This is a genomic window from Bacillus sp. 41-22, assembly GCF_025809295.1.
Classification (GTDB): Bacteria; Bacillota; Bacilli; order Bacillales; family Bacillaceae_G; genus Bacillus_A; species Bacillus_A mycoides.
The window spans coordinates 542,674-565,747 of sequence record NZ_CP084035.1 but is presented as its reverse complement, the minus strand read 5'-3'; the positions used below and the strand labels follow the sequence as shown (position 1 = coordinate 565,747).

At 34.7% G+C, this 23,074-nt stretch carries 19 protein-coding genes and 1 pseudogene; 1 reads left to right on the top strand and 19 read right to left on the bottom strand.

The annotated features are described in order from the left end of the window. Positions 1-158: 158 nt before the first annotated feature. The 12 genes from LCF45_RS02910 to LCF45_RS02855 form a co-directional block, all read right to left on the bottom strand. A complete protein-coding gene (locus tag LCF45_RS02910; RefSeq protein ID WP_002125123.1) occupies positions 159-1,397 on the bottom strand; it encodes a sensor histidine kinase in 1,239 nt (412 codons plus the stop codon). Positions 1,398-1,408: 11 nt separating this feature from the next. Continuing rightward, positions 1,409-2,080 carry a response regulator transcription factor gene (locus tag LCF45_RS02905; protein WP_002091066.1) on the bottom strand — a complete coding sequence of 224 codons (672 nt, stop codon included), beginning with the start codon at positions 2,078-2,080 and terminating at the stop codon, positions 1,409-1,411. A 212-nt stretch (positions 2,081-2,292) separates the two neighbouring features. Beyond that, entirely contained in the window at positions 2,293-2,997 is a 705-nt protein-coding gene (locus LCF45_RS02900; RefSeq protein WP_002125121.1) for a metallophosphoesterase family protein, read from the bottom strand. Between the two features lie 419 nt (positions 2,998-3,416). Further along, complete coding sequence (locus LCF45_RS02895) at positions 3,417-4,793, bottom strand: ABC transporter substrate-binding protein (protein ID WP_002134301.1); 1,377 nt, start codon at positions 4,791-4,793, stop codon at positions 3,417-3,419. Positions 4,794-4,820: 27 nt separating this feature from the next. Beyond that, positions 4,821-5,642, bottom strand: coding sequence for a carbohydrate ABC transporter permease (locus LCF45_RS02890; RefSeq protein WP_002125118.1), 822 nt, complete (start codon positions 5,640-5,642; stop codon positions 4,821-4,823). Further along, positions 5,639-6,571 (bottom strand): carbohydrate ABC transporter permease, encoded by a 933-nt coding sequence (locus LCF45_RS02885; RefSeq protein ID WP_002125116.1) that lies wholly within the window; start codon positions 6,569-6,571, stop codon positions 5,639-5,641. Before LCF45_RS02885 ends, LCF45_RS02890 begins: the two co-directional genes overlap by 4 nt. After that, entirely contained in the window at positions 6,571-7,668 is a 1,098-nt protein-coding gene (locus LCF45_RS02880; RefSeq protein ID WP_002169198.1) for an ABC transporter ATP-binding protein, read from the bottom strand. The genes LCF45_RS02885 and LCF45_RS02880 overlap by 1 nt, the downstream gene beginning before the upstream one ends. Beyond that, positions 7,665-8,231, bottom strand: coding sequence for a glycerol-3-phosphate responsive antiterminator (locus tag LCF45_RS02875; RefSeq protein WP_002186908.1), 567 nt, complete (start codon positions 8,229-8,231; stop codon positions 7,665-7,667). The genes LCF45_RS02880 and LCF45_RS02875 overlap by 4 nt, the downstream gene beginning before the upstream one ends. A 307-nt stretch (positions 8,232-8,538) precedes the next feature. Then, positions 8,539-9,219 carry a GNAT family N-acetyltransferase gene (locus LCF45_RS02870; protein WP_002125110.1) on the bottom strand — a complete coding sequence of 227 codons (681 nt, stop codon included), beginning with the start codon at positions 9,217-9,219 and terminating at the stop codon, positions 8,539-8,541. Between the two features lie 170 nt (positions 9,220-9,389). Further along, positions 9,390-10,262: an ankyrin repeat domain-containing protein gene (locus LCF45_RS02865; protein WP_002125108.1), complete on the bottom strand. Its 873-nt coding sequence runs from the start codon at positions 10,260-10,262 to the stop codon at positions 9,390-9,392. 289 nt (positions 10,263-10,551) lie between these two features. Then, positions 10,552-11,055: a nitrous oxide reductase accessory protein NosL gene (locus LCF45_RS02860; RefSeq protein WP_002125106.1), complete on the bottom strand. Its 504-nt coding sequence runs from the start codon at positions 11,053-11,055 to the stop codon at positions 10,552-10,554. Positions 11,056-11,191: 136 nt separating this feature from the next. Further along, positions 11,192-11,446 (bottom strand): hypothetical protein, encoded by a 255-nt coding sequence (locus tag LCF45_RS02855; protein ID WP_002169200.1) that lies wholly within the window; start codon positions 11,444-11,446, stop codon positions 11,192-11,194. A 255-nt stretch (positions 11,447-11,701) separates the two neighbouring features. Between LCF45_RS02855 and LCF45_RS02850 the strand changes: the two genes are divergently transcribed. Beyond that, positions 11,702-13,006 (top strand): CitMHS family transporter, encoded by a 1,305-nt coding sequence (locus LCF45_RS02850; protein ID WP_002091080.1) that lies wholly within the window; start codon positions 11,702-11,704, stop codon positions 13,004-13,006. Positions 13,007-13,075: 69 nt separating this feature from the next. On the opposite strand, the gene LCF45_RS02845 is transcribed toward LCF45_RS02850, so the two are convergent. The 7 genes and pseudogenes from LCF45_RS02845 to colA form a co-directional block, all read right to left on the bottom strand. Next, positions 13,076-13,768, bottom strand: a complete 693-nt coding sequence (locus LCF45_RS02845) for a response regulator (RefSeq protein WP_078206592.1) — start codon at positions 13,766-13,768, stop codon at positions 13,076-13,078. Beyond that, positions 13,768-15,378 carry an ATP-binding protein gene (locus LCF45_RS02840; RefSeq protein WP_078206593.1) on the bottom strand — a complete coding sequence of 537 codons (1,611 nt, stop codon included), beginning with the start codon at positions 15,376-15,378 and terminating at the stop codon, positions 13,768-13,770. Before LCF45_RS02840 ends, LCF45_RS02845 begins: the two co-directional genes overlap by 1 nt. A gap of 162 nt (positions 15,379-15,540) precedes the next feature. After that, entirely contained in the window at positions 15,541-16,401 is an 861-nt protein-coding gene (locus LCF45_RS27105; RefSeq protein WP_372361859.1) for a methyl-accepting chemotaxis protein, read from the bottom strand. 81 nt (positions 16,402-16,482) lie between these two features. Next, a pseudogene (locus tag LCF45_RS27100) lies at positions 16,483-17,517 on the bottom strand (cache domain-containing protein); the annotation flags it as partial. Between the two features lie 259 nt (positions 17,518-17,776). Continuing rightward, complete coding sequence (locus tag LCF45_RS02830; RefSeq protein ID WP_002169205.1) at positions 17,777-19,351, bottom strand: flotillin lipid rafts scaffold protein FloT; 1,575 nt, start codon at positions 19,349-19,351, stop codon at positions 17,777-17,779. Positions 19,352-19,363: 12 nt separating this feature from the next. Then, a complete protein-coding gene (locus LCF45_RS02825) occupies positions 19,364-19,912 on the bottom strand; it encodes an NfeD family protein (RefSeq protein WP_002134284.1) in 549 nt (182 codons plus the stop codon). 247 nt (positions 19,913-20,159) lie between these two features. Beyond that, positions 20,160-23,057 carry a collagenase ColA gene (colA, locus tag LCF45_RS02820; protein WP_002169206.1) on the bottom strand — a complete coding sequence of 966 codons (2,898 nt, stop codon included), beginning with the start codon at positions 23,055-23,057 and terminating at the stop codon, positions 20,160-20,162. Positions 23,058-23,074: the final 17 nt, after the last annotated feature.

Sequence of the window (23,074 nt, the reverse complement as noted above, 5' to 3'; positions counted from 1 at the left end):
CTCTGTTAGAAATAACCTTATGATTTATCCAGTTCATTCAAAAAAACTTACATCTTTTCTTTCCATCACAAGTTTCCATTATGTAATACATGCTACAAGTTATTCCTTAACTTTCCCTTAAAAAAGACGACCTTGTAAAAACAAGGTCGTCTTCTCACTTATAATCTTTGATTTTTTGGGAAAATCACTTCAAAACAAGTTCCTTCTCCCCATTTGCTCTCTACCGATATTTTTCCATAATGCTTTTCTACAATCCAATTAGCGATTGAAAGACCTAACCCAGCTCCTTCTGACATACTTCTTGCTTTGTCTCCTTGATAAAAACGATCAAATAAATTTGGAATATCTTCTTCTTTAACTCCTATCCCATTATCTTTCACCCGTATACGAATTGAATTACTCGTTTGTGTGCAATCAATTTGAATATGCCCATCTTCATTCGTATACTTCATCGCATTATCTAACAATATGACCATCATTTGATGGATTCTCTCTCTATCACCCATAAACGTTATATCATGTTCTACTTTTAATATCATCGCTTTTTCTTGATAAGAGGCAATTTCTTTATATGGATTTATAATTTCTTCTAACAACTTATCCAGTTCAAATGTTTTCTTATCCATCTCAATTTGATTAGAATCCGAACGTGCTAACAACAATAAATTGCTAACGAGTTTCGATAGCCGCCTACATTCTTTTGAAATTGTAGAGATATCCACGGCTTTTTCTTCTATCGTAGCGGATGGGGACTGGAATAATACATCCGTTTTTGATTGAATAACTGCAAGCGGTGTTCTTAATTCATGTGATGCATCGGAAACGAATTGCTGCTGTTTCTCCCATGAATTTTGAATAGGTATGAGTGCCCTGCCAGCTAGGAAAAAACCGATACCTATTGCACATAGACTGCCTATGCTACAACCTATTATGAGAATTAAAAATAAAGTATTTAGCATTTCTTCTTCAGCTGTTGTATCACGTACAATTTGAACTATTTTTCCATCTTCTTGAAACGCAAACATTCTAAAATATCGTCCTTGCACTTCAATATCTTGCAAATCCCCTACCTTTTTTGGAGAAAACTTTTCCAAATCCCCTTCAAAGTTAGAGCGAAATTTATGGTTATCGCCTTCTATCTCCACTATTTTTCCATTCCAAGTTATTATAGTTATCCGTGGGTCTCGAATTTTGATATTCTCTATACGTTTTCTTGGTGGTGGCATTTTAACATCAAATTTTTCTCTATACTGAGTTATCATTTTTATAGATTGATCCACTTCATTATAAGTACGCTTGTATGTGTACGAATAAATAATACTACCTAATACACCTATTAATAGGATAAATACTAACGAATTCAATATAGTTAGACGAATACGTGTCTTTTGAAACATGCTTCCCTTTCTCATTGTTCTTTTAATATATATCCAATACCACGAACGGTTTGAATATCTTTCTGATAACCGAATGGTTCTAATTTTTTACGTAAATGATGTACATACACTTCTACAATTGCTACTGTCGTATCAGAATCAAATCCCCAAACACGATCAAAAATTTGTTCACGCATTAAAATCTTCCCGCTATTTTGAATGAGATACTCTAGTAGCTCATATTGTTTTAATGTCAGCTTAATACCTTGTCCATCTACTTGAATGTCTTTATCTTTTCCGAACAATTCAATCCCTTTATAGCGAATGGTCTGCTGTGTTGTTAAACTACCACTTCTGCGTAGTAATGCACGAATTCTCGCTTTTAATTCAGGGGCCTGAAACGGTTTAACAATATAATCATCTCCACCAAAGTCCAATCCTTTCACTCGATCTTCTAAAGAATCCCTCGCTGTCAAAAACAGGACTGGCGTTTCAATCTTTTCATCACGTATTTTTTGAATCACTTCAAATCCGTCCATTTCTGGCATCATCACATCAAGCAAAATTGCATCATAAATGTTTTGCAGCGCCAAAAACAAGCCGTCTTCCCCATTCATTGCCGTATCCACTTCAAATTCATCACGTAAAATTTGTACGATAGACTCTAATAACGAGGCATTATCTTCTACTACAAGTAAGCGCATATTCTCACCTTCCACAATCTATTTCAACTCTCTTTATTATTGCATCTCTTCTCTTCATAACGAAATAATGTAATCATATTATGTAATTTCATTTTCAACTATTTCCTTCTAAAGTTTTGCTCGATATAAAATTTTGAACCTTTATTATAAAGGCTCTTTCTTAAATTTTGCTTAATAAAAAATTGAAAGAAATAAGATTCCTCTTATCTCTTTCAATTTTTTACTACATATACCTTTTTACTTGGCAACTCCAAACAATTTAACTGACCACCATACACAGCCCCACCATCAATTCCAATAATACGATTACTACCAAAATACACTCCGCAATTCTCACTACCATGAAGCATTTTTGTTTCCGTATGGCCAAATACAACAACCTTTTCGCCGCTATATCCATTATGAAATTCATTACGGATCCACATTAATGTATATGGTTCAGATTCAGAAACTCGGTTCATCGGCTCAACACCAGCATGTACAAAGATATACTCTTCTGTTTCAATGTAATGATCTAATTCTTGAATAAACGTTACATGTTCCTCTAATATATGAGATTGTAAAATCGGTTTTTGGAAGTTTTCCTCATTAACCGCAATGTCTTCTTCTACAAATCCATAGCTATATAACGTTTTATCTCCACCATTCCTTTTTACCCAATGGTTCCATGAACGTTCCTCATCAGTCGTTAACGCCTTGATCATCATATCTTCATGATTGCCCTTTAGAACGAGGGCTCCCGCTTCTTTTAACTCTTTTACCTTTTCAATTACTGCACGCGCATTTGGACCACGATCTATATAATCCCCTAATAAAATCAATTGATCCTGTCCTGCATCGTATTGAGCTTCTTCCAATAACTGTTCGAACTTTTCTATTTCTCCATGAATATCACTAATAACAAGTATTCTCTTCATTTCTTCCCCTTCTTTCTAAACCATTCTCTTTCTAATTATAGATTAAAACGACAGAAACTTCTGAATCATAATTCGAAATAGCATTTATTACAAATAAAACTATTATCCTTACAACACTGTAAGTCTCTTGTCATCCAATTCGATAGTTGCAATTACTATATTTCTTTATACTAAAAGTAAGAAATGAAACAAAAAACAAGGAGAGATGAGATATGAAAAAAGTGATGGAAGTTGTAGTAGCAGTGGCAGAGGTTTTCGTAAATGGTAAACAAGTTGCAATGGAGTTAAACAAATAATGAAAAGGACAATATTCTTTCTAGACCCTTTACTCATATAAAAGAGATAAGACTTCATCATTTCTTTGATCCCTTATCTCCCAATAGAGAAAGCCGCATCCTGAAAAAGGATGCGGCTTTCTCTTATTTTTGACTCGTACGAGCTGAAATACTAATTGCTCTATCTGTTGTTTTTGCAGCTTCATCTAACGCTTCTTTACTATTTTTCCCGTCATACATTGCTTCTAATGCTTTTACGACTGCATCTCTTGATTCTGGGAATACACTAATTAATGCACCTTGAGTTGCTGGAGATTGCTTCGTTGCTTGTAATTGCTCTACCGTTACTTTTAACTGCGGATACTTTTCATACTGCTCTTTTACTAACGGCTCATTATATGCATCTGGATTAATTGAGAAATATCCTGTTGCAGTATGCCATTTTGCTTGTACATCTGGCTTCGTTAAATATTTCATAAAGTCCCAAGCACCTTGCTGCGTTTCTTCTGAAACCATATTCGTCATCCATAATGATGCACCGCCAATAACAACACCATTTTGTTTCGAATCTTCTGGATACGGAATATACGAAACGCCTACATTAAACTTAGATGCATCAATTAAATCACGAACACCAGCTGAAGAATCTAAATACATAGCAACTTGTCCAGACTGGAACGCAGCACGAATATCATCCCAACTTGCTCCATACTTTCCAAGTGCACCAGCTTTATTTAATTCATCTAACATCCCAAACACTTTTTGACCTTCTTTTCCGTTAAATACCGCTTTCTTTGCAGCATCTTTACGGCCGTTTTCGTTGTCTACATATAAAGCACCTTGTGTCGCTAACAACTCTTCAAAGAACCAACCATAATTCAGCATTGAAAATCCATACTGCTTTACATTTCCGCCTTCTTTAATCGTTAACTTTTTCGCCGCTTCTTTTAACTCATCATATGTTTGCGGAGCTTTCTCTGGATCTAATCCAGCCTTCGCGAAAGCATCCTTATTATAAATTAATACTGGTGTAGATGAATTAAACGGCATAGAATACATTTTTTCATCAACTGAATAATAGTTCGTAATTGCTTTTTCTAATTTTGATGTATCGTACTTATCTTTTTTAATCCAGCTATCGATAGGCGTAATCTTTTTGCTATCAATCATATACTTCGTTGTAATTTCACTCGATTGAACAAGAGCTGGCGCTTCTTTCGTTGCAGACATCGTTTTAAATTTCGTTAAAGACTCTTCGTATGTTCCTTGGAACTCTGCCTTTATCTCGTATTTATTCTGCGACTTATTATAGTCTGCAACAAGCCCATCTAGTACACCTTGTGTTTTTCCACCCATTGCATGCCAGAAACGAATTACAGTTTTATCACCATTCTTTTCAACTGGAGCTACTTTTGCCTGTGCTTCAGGTTTCCCCTCTGTTTTACTATTTGAACAAGCTGCGCCGGTTAATGCCATTGTGGCTGCCATTAAAAGAGCAGCACTTTTTTTCAATAAACTCATCTCAATCCCACCTTTTCCTATGTATGCTTATTTAATTGCACCTTTTGTTAATCCTTTTTGTAATTGCTTTTGCCCTAAAAATAGTAAAATCAACGTTGGAATGACGATAACCGTAACACCGGCCATTACACTGCCCCAATCAGTTGCAACTTCTTGAGATTGAAGCTGCTTTACACCAATTTGAACCGTTCTTACTTTTTCATCAGTGGTTACTAAGAGCGGCCACAAATACATATTCCACGTTGTTAAAAAGCTATATACTCCAAGCGTAATAAAACTCGTTTTACAATACGGAATTACAACACTGAATAAAAACCTTACATTTCCAATCCCTTCAATAAAAGCAGCTTCTTTCAGTTCATTCGGAAGTGTCATAAAATGTTGACGTAGTAAGAAAATACCGAAAGCTGTTGCAAAAAACGGCACCGTCATCCCAGCAAAACTATTAATCCATCCGAAGTTTTGAATCGTTAAAAAGTTCGGTACCATCGTTGCTTCCCACGGAATAAGCATTGTTGAAATAAACAAGAAGAAAATTAAGTTTCTACCTTTAAACTGAAGAAAAACAAAAGCATAAGCTGCTAAACTGGATACGATAAGTTGTCCAAGCATAACAACTGTCGATACAATTAAACTGTTATATAAGTATGTAAAAAGAGGTACTTTTTGAAAAATATTAATGAAATTATCAAAAGTAAATTGAGTTGGAAATAACCTTCTCATTTGAATATCGTCTGGTGTCATAAAGCTTATTAAAAACGCATACAGTACAGGAAAAAACACCATTACTGCACTAATAATGAGCAGCATGTATAATAGGAAATTTTGTTTCCACTGTTTAACGATCATTTATAATGCACCTTTCTCTCAGCAAACTTAAATTGAATCAATGTAGCAATAAAAATGAAAATAAATAATACCATCGCTTGTGCACTTGCTGTTCCAAATTGATGATTTACAAATGCCTCTTTATAAATCGAGTACACAATTAAATTCGTTGCATCATTCGGTCCACCGTGCGTTAAAATATCAATTTGTCCAAAGCTTTGGAATGCACTAATTAACGTTACTGTCACGATAAAAAATAAAGTTGGTGATAGCATCGGTAATGTGACGCGGCGAAGCTTATGTAAATAACTAGCACCATCTATAGATGCACTCTCATATAAAGACGTATCAATATTTTGTAAACCACCTAATATAACTAAAAATGCAAATCCTGTATTCACCCAAACCGTTGTAACCGATACAGAAAACAGTGCCCAGTCCGGACTCGTTAACCATGCGATTGCCGGAAGATTCATAGAGGCTAATATATTATTAAATAACCCTACACTTGGATGAAATAAAAATAGCCAAATCACTGCACTAGCAGCTACTGATATTCCCATCGTTGAAGAAAACAGTACTCGGAATAACCCGATCCCTCTTACTTTTTCATTTGCAATTAATGCAAGAAATAAGGCGAATACAATACTAGTAGGCACTGTATATAAAACAAATAATAAAGTTGACTTTATACTTTTATAGAAAGCAGGATCCGAAAATAAATATTGATAATTTTCTAAGCCAACGAAAAGATTAGCTTCTCCGTGTATATCTGTTAAATAAAAGCTATAGTAGATCGTCCTAAACAATGGATAGAAAAGAAAAATTGAAAATAACAAAATAGATGGCGCCAAAAACAATAATCCTATTCTTAAATCTTTCGTTCTGCCCCATAAACTCTTCTTTTTTGACACTGTTGTTTGAACTGGTAACTTACCTACTTCAATCATTATTTCGCCACCACTTTCAACTCTTCTTCAGCCACCACTTTTAATCGTTCATTCGTATTTTGGTGAAAGAAGCATAGTTTTTCTTGCGAGAATAATAATTTTACTTTGTCACCTTTGTTCAGGAGTAACTGTCCGATGACTTTCGCACTCCAAGTTGTTCCATTTACCGCAAAGTTTAATATAGATTCATTCCCTAATACTTCTACAGATTGTAGCGTAACTTCTTGTCCTTCCTCAGACAATGCAATATGCTCAGGACGCATGCCGATTCGAATTATTCCTTCTGGTAATTGCTTTAACTGTCCAATAGATAATGGAATTTGCAATTGCCCTATATGTAATATGCCTTTTTCTTTATCCACTTCCCCATCATTTATATTCATAGAAGGAGAACCTATAAAACTTGCAACAAATTCGTTTGCTGGTTCGTTATATATATCAAGCGGTGTTCCAACTTGTTGTATACTTCCTTTATTTAAAACCATAATACGATCTCCCATAGTCATTGCTTCTATTTGATCGTGAGTAACGTAAATCATCGTAATTCCTAATCGTTGCTGAATTTCTCTAATTTCAATCCTCATCTGTGCACGTAATTTCGCATCTAAATTCGAAAGTGGTTCATCCATTAAACAAATCGGTGCTTGACTGACGATGGCCCTAGCAAGTGCAACACGCTGTCTTTGTCCACCTGATAGTTGCCCAGGCTTCATTTTGACATATTCCTTCAACCCTACCATCTCAACAGCTTCCATCAATCGTTTTTGTCGTTCTTCTTTCTGTACTTTTCTTACCTTAAGTCCAAATAAAATATTTTCTTCTACAGATAAATGTGGGTATAGCGCATAATTTTGAAATACCATTGATAGATTACGATCTTTTGGCTCTAAATCATTTGCAACATGTTCATTAATAATTAAATCTCCCGAAGAAATTTCTTCTAAACCAGCCAGCATTCGTAATAATGTACTTTTTCCACATCCCGAAGGTCCAACTAAAACAAAAAATTCTCCTCTTTTAATATGAACTGATACGTCTTTAACTGCTGTCTCTTCCGCATTTTTATATACCTTTGAAACATTTTTCAATTCAATCACAAGGTTGCACTCCTTTTTTCTTCTTGTATCCACACTTCATAATGACTCGTTGAAATTGCACTTGCTCCTGCACGAATTGCGATTTCTGCATCCTCTCGCGTTTGAATCAGCCCACCTGCAATAATAGGGAATTTTATTTCCTCCGCTAGCTGTTTAATAATAGAAGGCATAATGCCAGGCATAATCTCTACTGCATTCGGTTTAGTCGTTTTACAATTTTCAATTGATTTTGTAAGAGATAAAGTATCAACAATAAAAATGCGTTGAATCGTTTTCAATCCAATTTTATTGGCATTTCGAATTGTCGATCCCTTTGTCGAAATAATACCTTGTGCTCCGATAACATCTTGAATATATAAAAGTGCTTCCTCTGTGTTCGTATTTAAGCCTTGTATAAAATCACAATGAAGAAATACATCGTGTCCATGTTTCTGTAGTTCATATACACGCTCTGGTAACTCCAGCATTGAACCAGTCATAAGAAAAACTGTTTCCGGTAATTTTTTGTATGTTTTGTACCCTTCCCAATCCTTTATCATCGCAATATAAGGTTCTTTAAACATTTATTCCACCTAGCTTTTCTATTTTTATCCAAACTAAAAACACCTACTTACATAGAACACCTTTCTCCTTATTTGAACTCTAGGGAATAGAGCACACTTAAGAAAGCGGCACGTTATATGTAAGCGGGTGTTCTCAAATGTTCTCTACCCTAGTTATTTTGTTACCTTTACTATATTACGCATTTATTAAGTCAGTTTTGATAAATTGTTAATTAGATGTTAATCGAATGTTAATATTCACCATATTACTTTTACAATAATCTAGATATACGAATAAATCCCAACAGAACACAACAATGTTTAAAATTCAATCAATATGTAAATTCATTCCATAGTTAATGAGTTTTAGTTTTCTCGCCACTGCTTGCGAAGCAAAGTTATCCCAAGAAGTACTATAAAGCGGAATGCGCTTTTCCTCTTGTATTGATAGTGCCCAGGCTGTAACGACATCAGCACCATATCCATTCCCTTGAAACTCCACTAAAGTTTCCACACTTGCCTCAGCAGCTACGGGCGTACTTCTGGCACTGCAACATATAGAAACTACCTTTTCATTTTTTACAATTGCAAAATAAGGTCGCCTCCATTCCATCTGTTCTATTAGATTAGAAAAATTTTCTCGCAAAAGCTCTTTATTCTTCTCTGTTATTTGTATTGTTCTAGTTGGCTTATGTAAATTATTAGGAAACATGAAAGCAGGACCCACCCAAATATTCTCCACCGTTCTCTCTTCATTTAATACTTTAATGATCTTTGCTATCTCAATGTGATTTGAGCATTCTCGAATTAATTTCTCAATCTTACTTATCATTTCACCATGCAGTTTATAATGATACCTCGTTATATTGCCTTCACGAGTTCTGCTAAGAAAAAAACGTGGTGCTTTCAGATTTCCATTTTCATTTACACACTTTATTCTTCCTACTTGATTATGAACAAATAAAACTTCTGCCTGAATTGCTATTAACTCAAGTTCTGAAAATCGCATTTATACCCTCCTTAATTACTATTTGTAGCCTTCTCGATATAGCATCCATCCATTTTTTCAAAACAAAAATCCCATTTAAATACACATTACTGAATCCATCATACTAAAATGACTTCTTCATTCTGTCTATCTAAATGGGATTATTTCGTGCTTTTTATTTCTTCAGCTTGTTATTCCGCCAGTTGTGGTTGCGGCTGTACTACTTCATTCGCTCCAGCTATCCTCAACATATTCGCAATATCTTTAAAACCTCTTTTTTCAGCATATTGCAGCGGCGTAATATTTTCCTTATTGGCCATATTTACATCTGCCCCGTGGTCAATAAGCATTTGAATTACTTTCTTATGACTTTCACTACCATTTCCTAATACAATTACTTCTAATAAAGCTGTTCCACCACGTTCATTCTTATAATTCACATCAATATCTGTATGCTCTAATAATTCTTTAACAACCTCTACATGGCCACGCTCAGATGCAGAAATAAGTGCTGTTCCACCTGACTTAGTCGTTTCCTTCGTATTAACTCCTGCATTAATTAATACTTTTACAATATCCGTATATCCTTCTCTACTTGCATAAAGAAATGGATTACTTTGTTTTTCGTCTTGAATTTCAATATCAGCACCCGCATCAATTAATGCTTTAACTGTCTCTACATGATTTTGATACGTCGCTGCAAGGACAGGCGTTTCTCCGTTGTCACCTTCTACATTGATATTCGCTCCATCTTGGATCAGCTTCATAGCTGTTTCTGTGTCTCCAAGCGTCGCAGAAAGTAGCAACTGTTTGTCCATTAAATTTATACTTTTTTCTTCTTTAGATTCTTCCTGTTCTTTATGCTTTTCTTTTTTCTTTTCGTTTTTCACATGAACCGGTTTTGATTCTGGCTCCTCTTGCTTATCGCAAGCCACTACCGTCATTAAAAGTCCTAATAACATACATAATAAAATTTTTTGTTTTCTCACAACTACAGCTCCTATGAAAGATAATGTTTTCTTAACCATTCCTCCATCACATACAATAACTCTTCTTGAGTACATTTATCCATAAGCCCTTTAGATTCCTTCTTTAATCGGATTATCTTAAACTTATACTATGTTTCTCAACCTATTGGAATGATACGCCTGATGGCCTCATCATTAACATTATGAAGCAATTAGTTTAGCACGTTTTTACCGCATTTGTATATATTTCTAAAAAGTACATAAATGATTGCTTTAGGTTACTATATTCCATTGTAACCGTTCTTCTAAAATTTTTACACCTTTTCTATATTTGCACCTGAGTAATAATAGAAAAAGACAACTATATAGTTGTCTTTTTCTATTATTAATGATGCCCACCGTGATTCCCTGTTTTCGGTTTTCCCATCATCTCTTTATTCATTTCCCATTTATGCTCTGATAGCTCTTTATACGAAAGAACTTTCCCCTTATAGTTAGATACAAAACTCTCTGCATCTTTTTTATTTTTAAATGAAATGACATTATAAGCCATCGGTGTCGTTATTGTTTTATCATATACGTAAGTAGCATCTTCTAACGAAACCCAATCTTTCGAATCATAATCTCGAACAAATTTTTCTTTCGTCTTTTCACCTGAATTGATCTCCATCCATTTATACATGCAGCCAATATCATCAAATTTTAATGCTTTTCCACTCTCCAAAATAATTTCTGTTGTGAATTGATTATCCATTACCCCTATTTGACAAATATCACACTTATCGTTTTTCTCATCAACTGCAACAACTTCTATTTCCTTTTTTCCACACCCTACTATTGTAAATACGAAACATAAACATATAACAAGTACGACATATTTTATCCTCATCAATATTCCTCCCTAAAAACCGTTTACTCCACGAAAAGAATATCAAAAGGTTGTGTGAGATTTGTGAAAAAACAATGTTTTTTTTGTAATATATGGAACAAAAAAGAGATGTGCAGTTACTTCTACACATCTCTCATCATTCACAACCAGTAATTAATAAATCATCTTCCAGCTTAACTAATAATGTGTCCGCATCAATGTTCTGTCCAACTTCTACATTTACTAATCTTATATTTCCACTGATGCCTACTGCGATTTTTTCAATCTCACCGTCATTTTTTCGGATCATCATTAATTTCTCCCATTCATATACGTAAGAGGATTCATTAATACAAATCTCTTCTACTATTCCTGTACATGAACTATAAATCTCTTCTATTCTTGTTTCCATTCAAAATCTACTCCCTACTTCACGCGCTTCTCTTTTTCACCTTATTCTACCATTCTTGTATACAGGTATTTATCTTTTTAAAAATTCAAAATTACCTCGTGAACAAAATGATCAAAATAAAGATTATGCTTCTAATGATGTTATTTCTTTAATTATTTACCATTCGAATTGAACCTTTTATTATAAATAAAAAACCTTTTATCTGAATTTTCGTTTTATATTGAAAGCGCAATCATTTTTTGAGGGGGAGATTACATGGTAGCATTACTTGGATTTGCAATGGTATTCGTCTTTATGTTTTTGATTATGACTAAACGTATGTCAGCCTTAGTAGCATTAATATTAATTCCAATTACTTTCGCATTAATTGGTGGCTTTTATGCCAATATGGGCCCGATGATGTTAGAAGGAATTCAAAAGCTAGCACCTACTGGTATTATGCTTATGTTCGCCATTTTATATTTCGGAATTATGATTGATAGCGGTTTATTCGATCCTGTTATTAGTAAAATTTTAAAATTTGTAAAAGGTGATCCTTTAAAAATTGTTGTTGGTACAGCTATTCTTACTATTATCGTTTCATTAGATGGTGACGGAACAACAACATATATGATTACAGTTTCCGCAATGTATCCACTATATAAACGTCTTGGAATGAATCCACTTATATTAGCTGGGGTTGTTATGTTAGGAGCAGGTGTGACAAATCTTACACCTTGGGGTGGACCAACTGCTCGGGTTATGAGTGCTCTTGGACTTGATGCCTCAGAACTCTTCACACCACTTATACCAGGAATGATTGCTGGTGCAATTTGGGTAGTTTTCGTTGCCTATTATCTTGGAAAAAAAGAAAGAAAACGTTTAGGAATTATGGATGTACAATATTTAAAACAAATGCAAACAATGGATGAGCAAGCTGCGACAGTTGAAGCTGAAATACATAAACGCCCGAAACTGCTATGGATTAACTTTTTATTAACTGCTTCCCTCCTCGTTTGTCTCATACTAGAGATTATGCCGTTACCTGTTTTATTTACAGTCGCTTTTGCTATTGCTGTTATGATTAACTATCCTAACTTAGAACAACAAAAAGAGCGTATTGCGTCTCACGCTGGAAACGTATTAGCGGTTGTTTCTCTCGTCTTTGCTGCTGGAATTTTCACAGGTATTCTATCTGGAACAAAAATGGTAGATGCAATGGCTCAAAGTGTTGTTACTCTTATACCAGATGCACTTGGCCCCCAACTTCCAATTATTACAGCTTTACTAAGTATGCCGTTCACATTTTTCATGTCTAATGATGCCTTTTACTTCGGTGTATTACCTATTTTAACGAAAGCTGCTGCCGCTTACGGAATTAGTGCAGCAGAAATGGGACGTGCTTCGTTACTCGGTCAACCTGTTCACTTACTGAGTCCCCTCGTTGCTTCCACTTATTTATTAGTCGGAATGGCCAAGGTTGATTTTGGTGAACACCAACGATTCACTTTACTTTGGGCTGTTGGAACGACAATGGTTATGTTGATTACTGGAATTGTAATTGGAATTATTCCAATATAAGATGAAACTAGAAAAAACAGTAGAGGAAATGTAATAATCCTCTACTGTTTTTATTGTTGTAAAAATCCCCTATGAAGAAACGCGGAAATACCTTCTTTCTGGCCTTCCCACACTTCCATATATAAGCTCCGCATGCACTTTCTTTCCAGAGATCAAATACTCTAAATAGCGCCTAGCAGTTGATCGGCTTACACCTACCATTGAACTTAGTATCTCTGCAGTAATTCCCTCTTCATTAATAGTTAGCATATGCTTTTTTATTTTTGCTAACGTTAAAGGGTCGATTCCTTTTGGTGCATATTCTACTTGATTTGCCTGCACCCCTCTTTGGGACCATAGATGTTCAATCTGTTCTGAAGATAATTGAGTATTTTTCTTTAACTTCGTAATCTTCTTTTGATAACTTTCTAAACTTGTTTTAAACCGATCAAATGTAAGTGGCTTTACAATATAATCTGTTACTCCGCCTCGTAAAGCATGTCGCACTACATCCGTCTCTGATGCGGCTGTAATCATAATAATATCTGTATCATGCAAATTATGCCTAATATATGTGACGAGTTCAGTCCCTTGCATGTCAGGTAAATATACATCTAATAAAACGAGTTGTGGCTTTACAAACTCTAACCATTCTTTCGCCTGTTCCCCAGTCGTTGCTGTTCCAATTACTTTAAACCCTTCAATTTTTTCAGTAAAACGACGATGAATTTCCGCAATCCGAATATCATCTTCTACAATCAATACTTCAATCCCCTCATTCATTACAATTCGCCTCTCTCTTTCGGTAATGCAATGATAAATAAAGCACCACCTAAATCCCCTTTTTCAATCGCAATACTTCCATTTAAATCTTCCACTAACTCTTTCACTTTCGCTAATCCATATCCACGTTTTTCGCCCACTTTCGTCGAAAAACCTTTATAGAATATACTTGTAATTATTTCATCATGAACACCTTGTCCTGAATCTTCTACTTCAATTAATATTTCTTCCCCAATGTCTGTTACAAACATTCTTACTTTCTTATTATGCTCGTGATTTCTTTCAATTGCTTCAAATGCATTCGTAATCAAATTCCCTAAAATAGAAACAACGTAATTACTCTCAATATGCGGACTTAACTCTTCTAAACTACTTTCCCGATCTAACATAAAATCAATCTTCAACTCTCGCGCCCTATTATAAAATCCAATTAAAATCCCACCTAACCATGGATTTTGAATTCGTTTCATAATAAATTGAACGAACTCTTGATATACTGCCGTTTCCTTATGAATAAGCTCTAAAGCATCTTCATAAGACTCTAATTGAATAAGACCTGAAAGCGTATACAATAAATTGTTATATTCGTGTGTTTGCGCCCGTAATGCCTCTGTATATTGCCGTGTTTGAGATAATTCCGCTGTTAATTGATCCATCTCAGATTTCAAGCGCAAGCTGGATACTACACCAGTTACTTTATTATTAACTTTAATAGGTAGGCGATTGGCAATAACATCCTGCCCCTTTATATTTAATTGGCGATCAAATTGTTCTTCTCCAGTTTGAAGTACATCCAGTATCGATGAATTAGGAATAACATCTAAAATAAATTTCCCTATTATATTTTGTTGTTTATCTAAAGAAAGGATATCGTATGCCGCTTGATTTACTAAACTAACCATACCATTTTTATCGATTACTACAATTCCTTCACGTACAGATTGAATAACTGTACTATGCTCCTCGTATAAAGATGAAATTTCTTCTGGCTCCATTCCAAACATCATCCGCTTAATACTTTTAGCTAAATATACAGAGCCAATTATCCCAATTAACAGACCTGTTATTGTAATCCAAAACACACGCTTTCCATACACTTCTATCGCTCCATGAATATCATCCATTGAAAAACCGACAGATACTACACCAATAATTTCATTATCCTGATTACGAATCGGGACTTTTCCGCGTAGTGAAGGCCCTAATGATCCCGTTGCTTTCGAAACATAAGATTCCCCTTCTAATAGAACCCCTTCATTATCTCCGCCAACCATTCTCTCTCCTATTTTATCTCGCTTAGGATGCGCATAACGAATACCATCTTTATTTCCAACTACAATAAAATCAGCATCTGTTTCGATTCGAATTTTTTCTGCAATTGGCTGAATAATAGAAGCTGGATTTTCTTTTTGAAAAGCTTCCCCGATTTCCGGTATAGCAGCAACTGTTTTCGCAACATACAGCGCTCTTTTTCCGATTTGGTCTTCTACTGTTTCAGATAATATGTAGTAAAATAAATAACTCGTTAACAGCAGTACAACAAGAATAAGTGTACTAATAGTTAATGTAATTCTCGGTTGCAGTTTCAATTTCTTCAATTTCAAAATCATTCCCCTAACATCAATGAAGATAGAATTTAAAGAAAATACAGTCTTTTGTTTTCGTATTTAATCATAACACGATTACTATATATTTCTTCACTTTATCTCATTACCGTTGCCATAAAAAAGAAACGAAGTAAAATGATTACCTCGTTTCTTAACACTTGCCTCTTATACTTTAAACTTGCCAATCATCCCTTGTAATTCTTCCGCCATTTGCGATAGATGAACTGCTGCTGCATTTATTTCATCTACTGAAGCTAATTGCTCTTCAGAAGAGCCCGCGATATTTTGGACGCTTGCTGCGTTTTCTTCAATCGTTGCTGCAATTTCATTAATAGATGCACTTACTTGTTTTGCATCTACCGTCATTTGCTTCGCTACTTCTACCATACTATCAATTTGTACTACTGTATCATTTGTAGATTTCAATATTTCTACAAAGCTTTTCTTCGTTTCATTTGCAACTACAAGCCCTGATTGTACCTCTGTCCCAACTTGATTCATAGAGCTTACTGTTTCTTTTATATCAAATTGTATCTCTTTCACTAGCTTATCAATTTCCGTAGAAGATTGTCCCGATTGTTCTGCTAATTTCCGTACTTCATCGGCTACAATTGCAAAACCTCTTCCTTGTTCCCCAGCTCTTGCAGCCTCAATTGCAGCATTTAATGCTAATAAGTTTGTCTGCTCTGCAATATGTTGAATCACTTCAAGGATTGCTCCAATTTGTTTCGACTTATCATCTAATAAAACAATGACTTTATCTGACTTTGAAACAGACTCATGAATTAATTGCATTTGATTCACAGTTTGCTCAACTAACTTTCCACCATCTTCAGCTTTTTTCTTCGTATACATAGAGGCTGTAGATACTAATGAAGAACTATCTGCAACACGCTGAACTCCTTCTGTAACTTCTTCTAATAATGTTGCTCCTTCTTCAACTTCTCTCGTTTGTATTTCAGCCCCACTCGATACTTGCTCTATCGCCTGTGTAATTTGTTCCGTTGCTTCACTTGTCTGCTTCATGCTAGCTGTTAATTCTTCTGAAGATGCTGCTACATGACTTGCTGAAATATTTATATTTGAAATGACATTATGTAATGATAATGCCATCTCGTTAAAGCTTTCTCCTAACTGCCCAATTTCATCTTTAGAATGAACTGTAATTGATTCTGTTAAATCACCTTCACTAATTTTTTTCGATGATATTACAAGTTGTTTTAACGGTTTAATAATAGAAGCAATTATAAAGTAAATTAAAACCCCGCCGATCATTAATGAAATACCAATAACAGTTATCGTTTTATAGAAAATAGGCTCCGCCGCTTGAATAATTTCTTTTGAAGGCATAATTCCTGCTATTTTCCATCCAGTTTTCTTACTCGTTTTAAAAGTAATATTACGATCTTCACCATCTAATGAATAATGAAAATCACCAGCTTCCTGTTTATAAAATTCCTTACTAAGTTTCTCTTCTAATTTCTCTCCTGGCTTCAGTGTCGGGTGTGCGACTACATTTTTATCTTGATCAAATATCGCTACATACCCTTCCTTACCGATATTAACCATCTTAGAAGTAGTTACAATATCATTGATAATTAAGTCAATCCCGAGAACACCACTTTTATCTTCGTTTTGTTTTGCTAGTGTAATAACAATATTCCCTGTCGTTTTTGACTTATATGGAGCAGTTACAATCACTTCTCCGCTTTTTTTCACTGCCTCTTTATACCAATCTCTTTCTGTAGGATTATATCCTTCGGGCATTTGAATAGCTGGTGATTGAATAAATTGTCCATTACTAGATCCTGTATAGATCGCTTCCATTTCTGGATGTAATTTATTATATTCTTCTAGTTTATTTTGGATGTTTTGAATTTGATCCGCTTGGTAACTTGATTGTGTAAATAATTTCGTAAAATAAGTTGCATCTACTTTTTTACTATCCAATTCCTTATTAATTACATTATCCAAAATTTTTATATTATCTTTCGCCGATTTTAAAATCGTTTCATTAAAATTTGTTTTCGCCTGCTGATAAGACGTCCAACCAATTACAATACTTGGAAGAATTAAAATAATAATAAATGACACAAGTAACTTTGTTTTTAAACTACTACTCCTTAATTTCCTTTGAAACATATTCCTACCCCTTCATACCGTTTTACATGCAATAACTTACGATTAATCTATTTATAAAAATTATAAGATATAAATACGTTAATGAGACTCTTTATTTCTCTTTACTCATCTTTCTAAATTTAAAAGATTATTGCATACATACTTCATTCTATAAAAATTTAATAATTAAAACAATGTATAAAAATGTATATTATTCGAAAGATTATAATTCACAGAAGAACCTCTAGTATCCCACTTACTAGAGGTTCTTTCCATCTTACTATTCTTTAGTTTTTTCTACTTCTTTTTCCTTATCTTCTACTACAGATACAACAGGTTTATCATTTGCTAATTGTTGTACTGCCCCTTTTCCTGCAAACCCTTCTAATAACTCTTTTAAATCAATACCAGAAGAAGCTTTTAGTGTTTCCTGCATTGTTGCCATTAAATCAGTCGCATAGCCTGCAACCTTCCCGGCACCGCTATTCTTACCACCGCCACCTGTATCAACAACTGTAATTTTATCAATATTGCTAAGTGGACTTGCAATTTCTTTCGCATAACTTGGAAGCATTTTAAGAACCATATCCATAATTGCCGCTTGACCATATAGTTCAAATGCCTCTGCAATTTTTTGTTTCGCTTCCGCTTCTGCTAAACCTTTTAATCTGATAACATCTGCTTCTGCTGTACCTTGCGCTTTTTGTACTTCCGCTTTCGCTTGACCTTGCGCTTTTTCAATTTCTGCTTTTGCTAAACCTTCTACACGTACTTCTTCTGCACGTGCTCTTGCTTCTGCTTCAATTTTATATTGATCCGCATCTGCTTTTTTCATTTGTTTTACTTTTTCCGCTTCGGCTGATTGTTCAACAGCATAGCGATCTGCATCTGCCTTTTTCTTTACTTCTGCATCGTATTGCTTTTCACGACGCGCAATCTCTTTTTCTTCTAACTCAATTTGCTTTTCACGCTCAATGATTTTAACTCGCATTTGCTCTTCTGTAACACCTTGTTGCGCTTTCGCTTGTTGTAATTCGTAAGAAAGATCTGCATCTGCACGAGCTTGTTCCTGGTCTCTCTTATAAGATTGTACTTTTAATTCCTTATGTTTTTCAGCTTCAGCGATTTGTGCATCACGCTGGTACTCTGCTTCTTTCGCTTCTTTCTCAGCACGAGCTTTTTCAATTCGTGCCTCTTTTTCACGCTCTGCATTCGCAACTGTTGCATCACGCTTAACCATTGCAATTTGCGGCTGACCAAGTGCATCTAGGTAGCCGTTTTTATCCATTATTTCTTTAATTGTAAAGGAAACGATACGAAGACCCATCTTCTTCAGATCAGTAGAAGCTACTTCATGTACCTTTTGTGCGAATTGCTCTCTATTACTATACGCATCTTCTACTGTCATAGAAGATAAAATAGCACGTAAATGCCCTTCTAAAACTTCTTTTGCTTCTATTTTCAACTCTTCTGTTTCTTTTCCTAAATATTGTTCAGCCGCTGTAGAAACTTCTTCAATTGTCGATCCTACTTTAATAATAGAAACACCGTTTACTGTAATCGGTACACCCTGCTTCGTATACGTATCACGTGTACCAACTTCTAATTTGTAGTTTAGTAAGCTAAGAGGTTCTCCCCTTTGCATAATTGGAACTACGAAAGTACCGCCACCGCGAATAATCTTAATCTTCTTTCCGTCATCAGTGATAACAACATTCTTTCCACCACCAAGCCAGTTCCCTGTCACAATTAATGCTTCATCTGGGCCAACTGTTCGATACTTCGTAATGAATACTAAAATAAGTAGAATTAAAATTGCGAGTAAAACTCCACCGATAATTAATGGAATCGTCATGTAAATTCCCCCTTATAATTTTGGTTTTTTTAAAGAATAAGCGATGTTCTGTACAAGTAAAACACCATCTTGAACTCCCTCAATAATGACCTCGGTTCCTTGTGAAATATCTTTCTTTCCAATTGTTTTCGCTGGTATTGCATTACTTCCAAATGGAGAGGAGATTAACACTTCTCCAAATCCTTCTGTAGGAATTGTCGTAATGACTTCTCCCTTGCGACCAATGAATTCATCCATACGTTGCACCGTATTTTGTTCTGCTTCTGCAATCGGTTTTAAAATTAATATTTTCATTATGAAAACACCGATAAAAGATATAGCAAATGAACCAGCAAAAATAATAGTACTATTAAAGGAAAATAAATATTCTCCTATATAACTAAGTCCACATAACATGGCGAAGAAACTAAGTAGTAAAGTAACAACGGATACAGATCCGCCCCCAAAACTAAATATTGATTCAAATATATCTCCAAAGAAAATATAAATAACAGTGAGTATAGTAGCAATAATAAATCCATATAAATAAATTGTTTCAAGTGGATAACCAAACAAGACCATTTCTTATCCCCCTTTCTTAAACAATCCCTTTTTTTGTTATATGTATGCCCCACCTCTTTCAAAGATTATTGTTCTTAATTTTCAGTTATTTATCTTTTAAAGAAAAGCCTGTAAGACAGGCCTCTAAAAAAGAACAGGAGAAACCTATTGTGACAGGCTCCTCCTAGTAAATAACCGATATATTGTATATCTATATAATATACTATTTTCCACAAAAAGTAAAGTTAAACATACATTGGAAAAGCACTTATTTTACTGATAATGCGTACGCTCCATCGCCATTATCATATTTATATACATACAAGTAATACTTACCTGGTTTTGCATTAAATTTTGCTTCTATATGATTTCCATTAGCTTGACCGTAAGCTGCGTAATTTTGCATATTTGATTCATGGTGAAGTACCCATGTCATCCCGATTCCATGCTCATTTAAAACAGAAATATCGATATCTTTCGCTGATGCCACATTAAATGTATAAACATCGGTGTGATCCCCGCCGATAAGGCTACCTTTTATAGTAGTATTTAGCCCGATACGATTTGCTTCCTCTGGACGATTATTTGGTTCTGATTCTGTTAAACTTCCATCTGTAATCGTAACAGTTGTTTCATTTCTACTCTCTTTACCTTTATCGTCTTTTACTCTTAAGGCTACTTTATAAGTTCCTTCTCTTTCATATGCATGTACTGGATTAACTTCTGTACTTGTACTTCCATCCCCGAAGTCCCATAAATAAGAAACGATTTTTCCATCTTCATCGTTTGATCCATCACTTTTGAATTGAATGCCTTCTTTTACAAGCCCGTTATAAGGTCCGTTTACATTAACCGTCGGGGCTTTATTTTCTCCGTCATCTTTTGCGATACCGTGGAAGACTACATCATATTCAAATTGATTAGAGCTATTCACACGGTAATTGACGAAATATGCTGTAACAGTTTTGTAGCCACTCCATTCTTTTTGCGCCAATTGTTCTAAAGCTTCATTTACTCTTTTACTCATTGCTTTCCAGTCTTCTGACTCACCTTTTGTTACACTACCTGTAAACGTACCTTCTAATGTAAATGTATTAAAGAATTGAGATGTATGCTTTGTCATTTTTGTATCTTTCATAGACAACGTTTCACTAATTTCTTTCTTCACTTCTGTTAGTGCTTTTGGTGCATGTTCAGCTAAATAATCATCTGCTACTTCCGGCACATTGTACTTATCTTGATTATCAATTAACTGCTGCATATACTCTTGATACTCTTTATTTAACTTAGAATCTTTACTTAAAGTCTCACGATACGTATCATAATTTCCCACATCATTCGCACGAATTAAATCTTGAATTTTATCAAACGTTTCAAATTGATGAGTATATAAGTAAGACTGCAATGCGAACGAGTAGTTATAGAAATCCCAAGAACCATATTTAGCAAATAGTGTACGCTCTGCTGTATAACGGCTTGCAGGATCAGATGATAATCCACTAATGATGCTCTTTCTTGGTACAACGTTATTTGTACGAGTAGATCCTGCGAAAAATTCTGCATTCCCTTCTTGGAACCAAGTTAATCTTTCATTTTGATACATATCTCCTCTTCCAAATAAACCGGGAACTTCATATCTCCCTTGAAGATAATGAGTAAACTCATGACGGAATAACTCTTCTAAACTATAAATACTTTGCTCTGGCGTACGCTCATATGTAAAGAATGTCCCTGTCTCTTCAATATAAATTCCACCGTTGTTTGTTTCATATCCATACAATTGTCTATTTAACTGGTATTCGTCTGGAGTATTATAGATTACTATCGTTAATACGTCGTCTGCATTACCTTGTTCTAAAGCTTTGTCATTTCCGATCACACGGTGATATTGCGCTTTTACTTCCTTCGCAGCCCAATATAATCTCTTAATTTTTTCTTCTGACACTTTATCCCCAGTTTTAAATACAATAGATCCATCATCGAATGTATACGTTTTTGGTAAGTATTGCTCTTTTCCTTCTTTACGTATCTTCTCTAAATCTACCGTATTCCCGCTATAATCTTTCCCATTATAGTTTGTTGTAATTTGTTCTACTGCAACAAAATACGACTCACTTAAACGCGGGTACATATGCATTGCCTGTGTAACAACCTCTAATCCTTTATTTGGATTACTATGAAACTTACCTAAACGACTAGCAAAATAAATTCCATTATTAACGAGCCACTTATTTTCTGGCGTTACTTCATTTAAAAGAGCAATACGATTTATTTCATTAATAAACCCATCTACTTTTCCATACCACATCGTTTCATTCGCTTCTTTACGAGCCTCATTTAAGTAAGACTGTATATCATAATCAATGCCTTGCATCATATCGTATACAGCTTGTCCCTTCATACGATCGTCTACATATGCATTAAAATTATCATTATATTGTTTTAAAATATTCGATGCGTATTGCACCGTTTCAACATCACTTGATGCATTACTAATTAATTTTCCGTATGCAGATACGACTGTATCTTGCTCATTTGTTCCAAGCTTAAAGTTGGGATTTTTCGCAATAGCTTTTAACGCTGGTAAACATTTGTCCTGGAAGCTTCTTTCATTTAAGTCGCTTAATTCATTATTATAAAATGCAAGATAAAAAGCTGAACGTAACACTTCAGTAAACGTTTGAATTCCTTTTGAATCATCTTTCGTAAATGTACTACCTCTATGAGCTAATTCGTCTATAATTACTTGCATTTTTCCGTTATCTTTATAAAAGGCTTTTGCATCTTCATTAAACTGGAATAAGTCTGTAATTTGGTGCCACTTAATACTGCCTAACGTTTCAATTAATTCTTGATCATTCATTTTGTTTAAATCAGCCATTGAATAGCTTTCTTTAGCTTGCTTTACTGCCGAGTTCTTCGTAATAGATGCTGGTCGCTGTGAAAAATCTCCTACTTTTAAACGTTCTTGAAATGATAATGTTTCCTCGGCTTTAGAAGCGTGTCCAATCTCATCTACTGGTTTTTCAATTCCAACTGGTTTCGAATGCAATACATTATACGGTACCTTTTCTTCTGCTGATACATTCGTTTGAATTGCTCCGAGCGATAGCGCCATTGTACTAATACTAAGCAACACTTTATTGATCTTTGATTGCTTGTTCATATTATTGCCCCCTATTT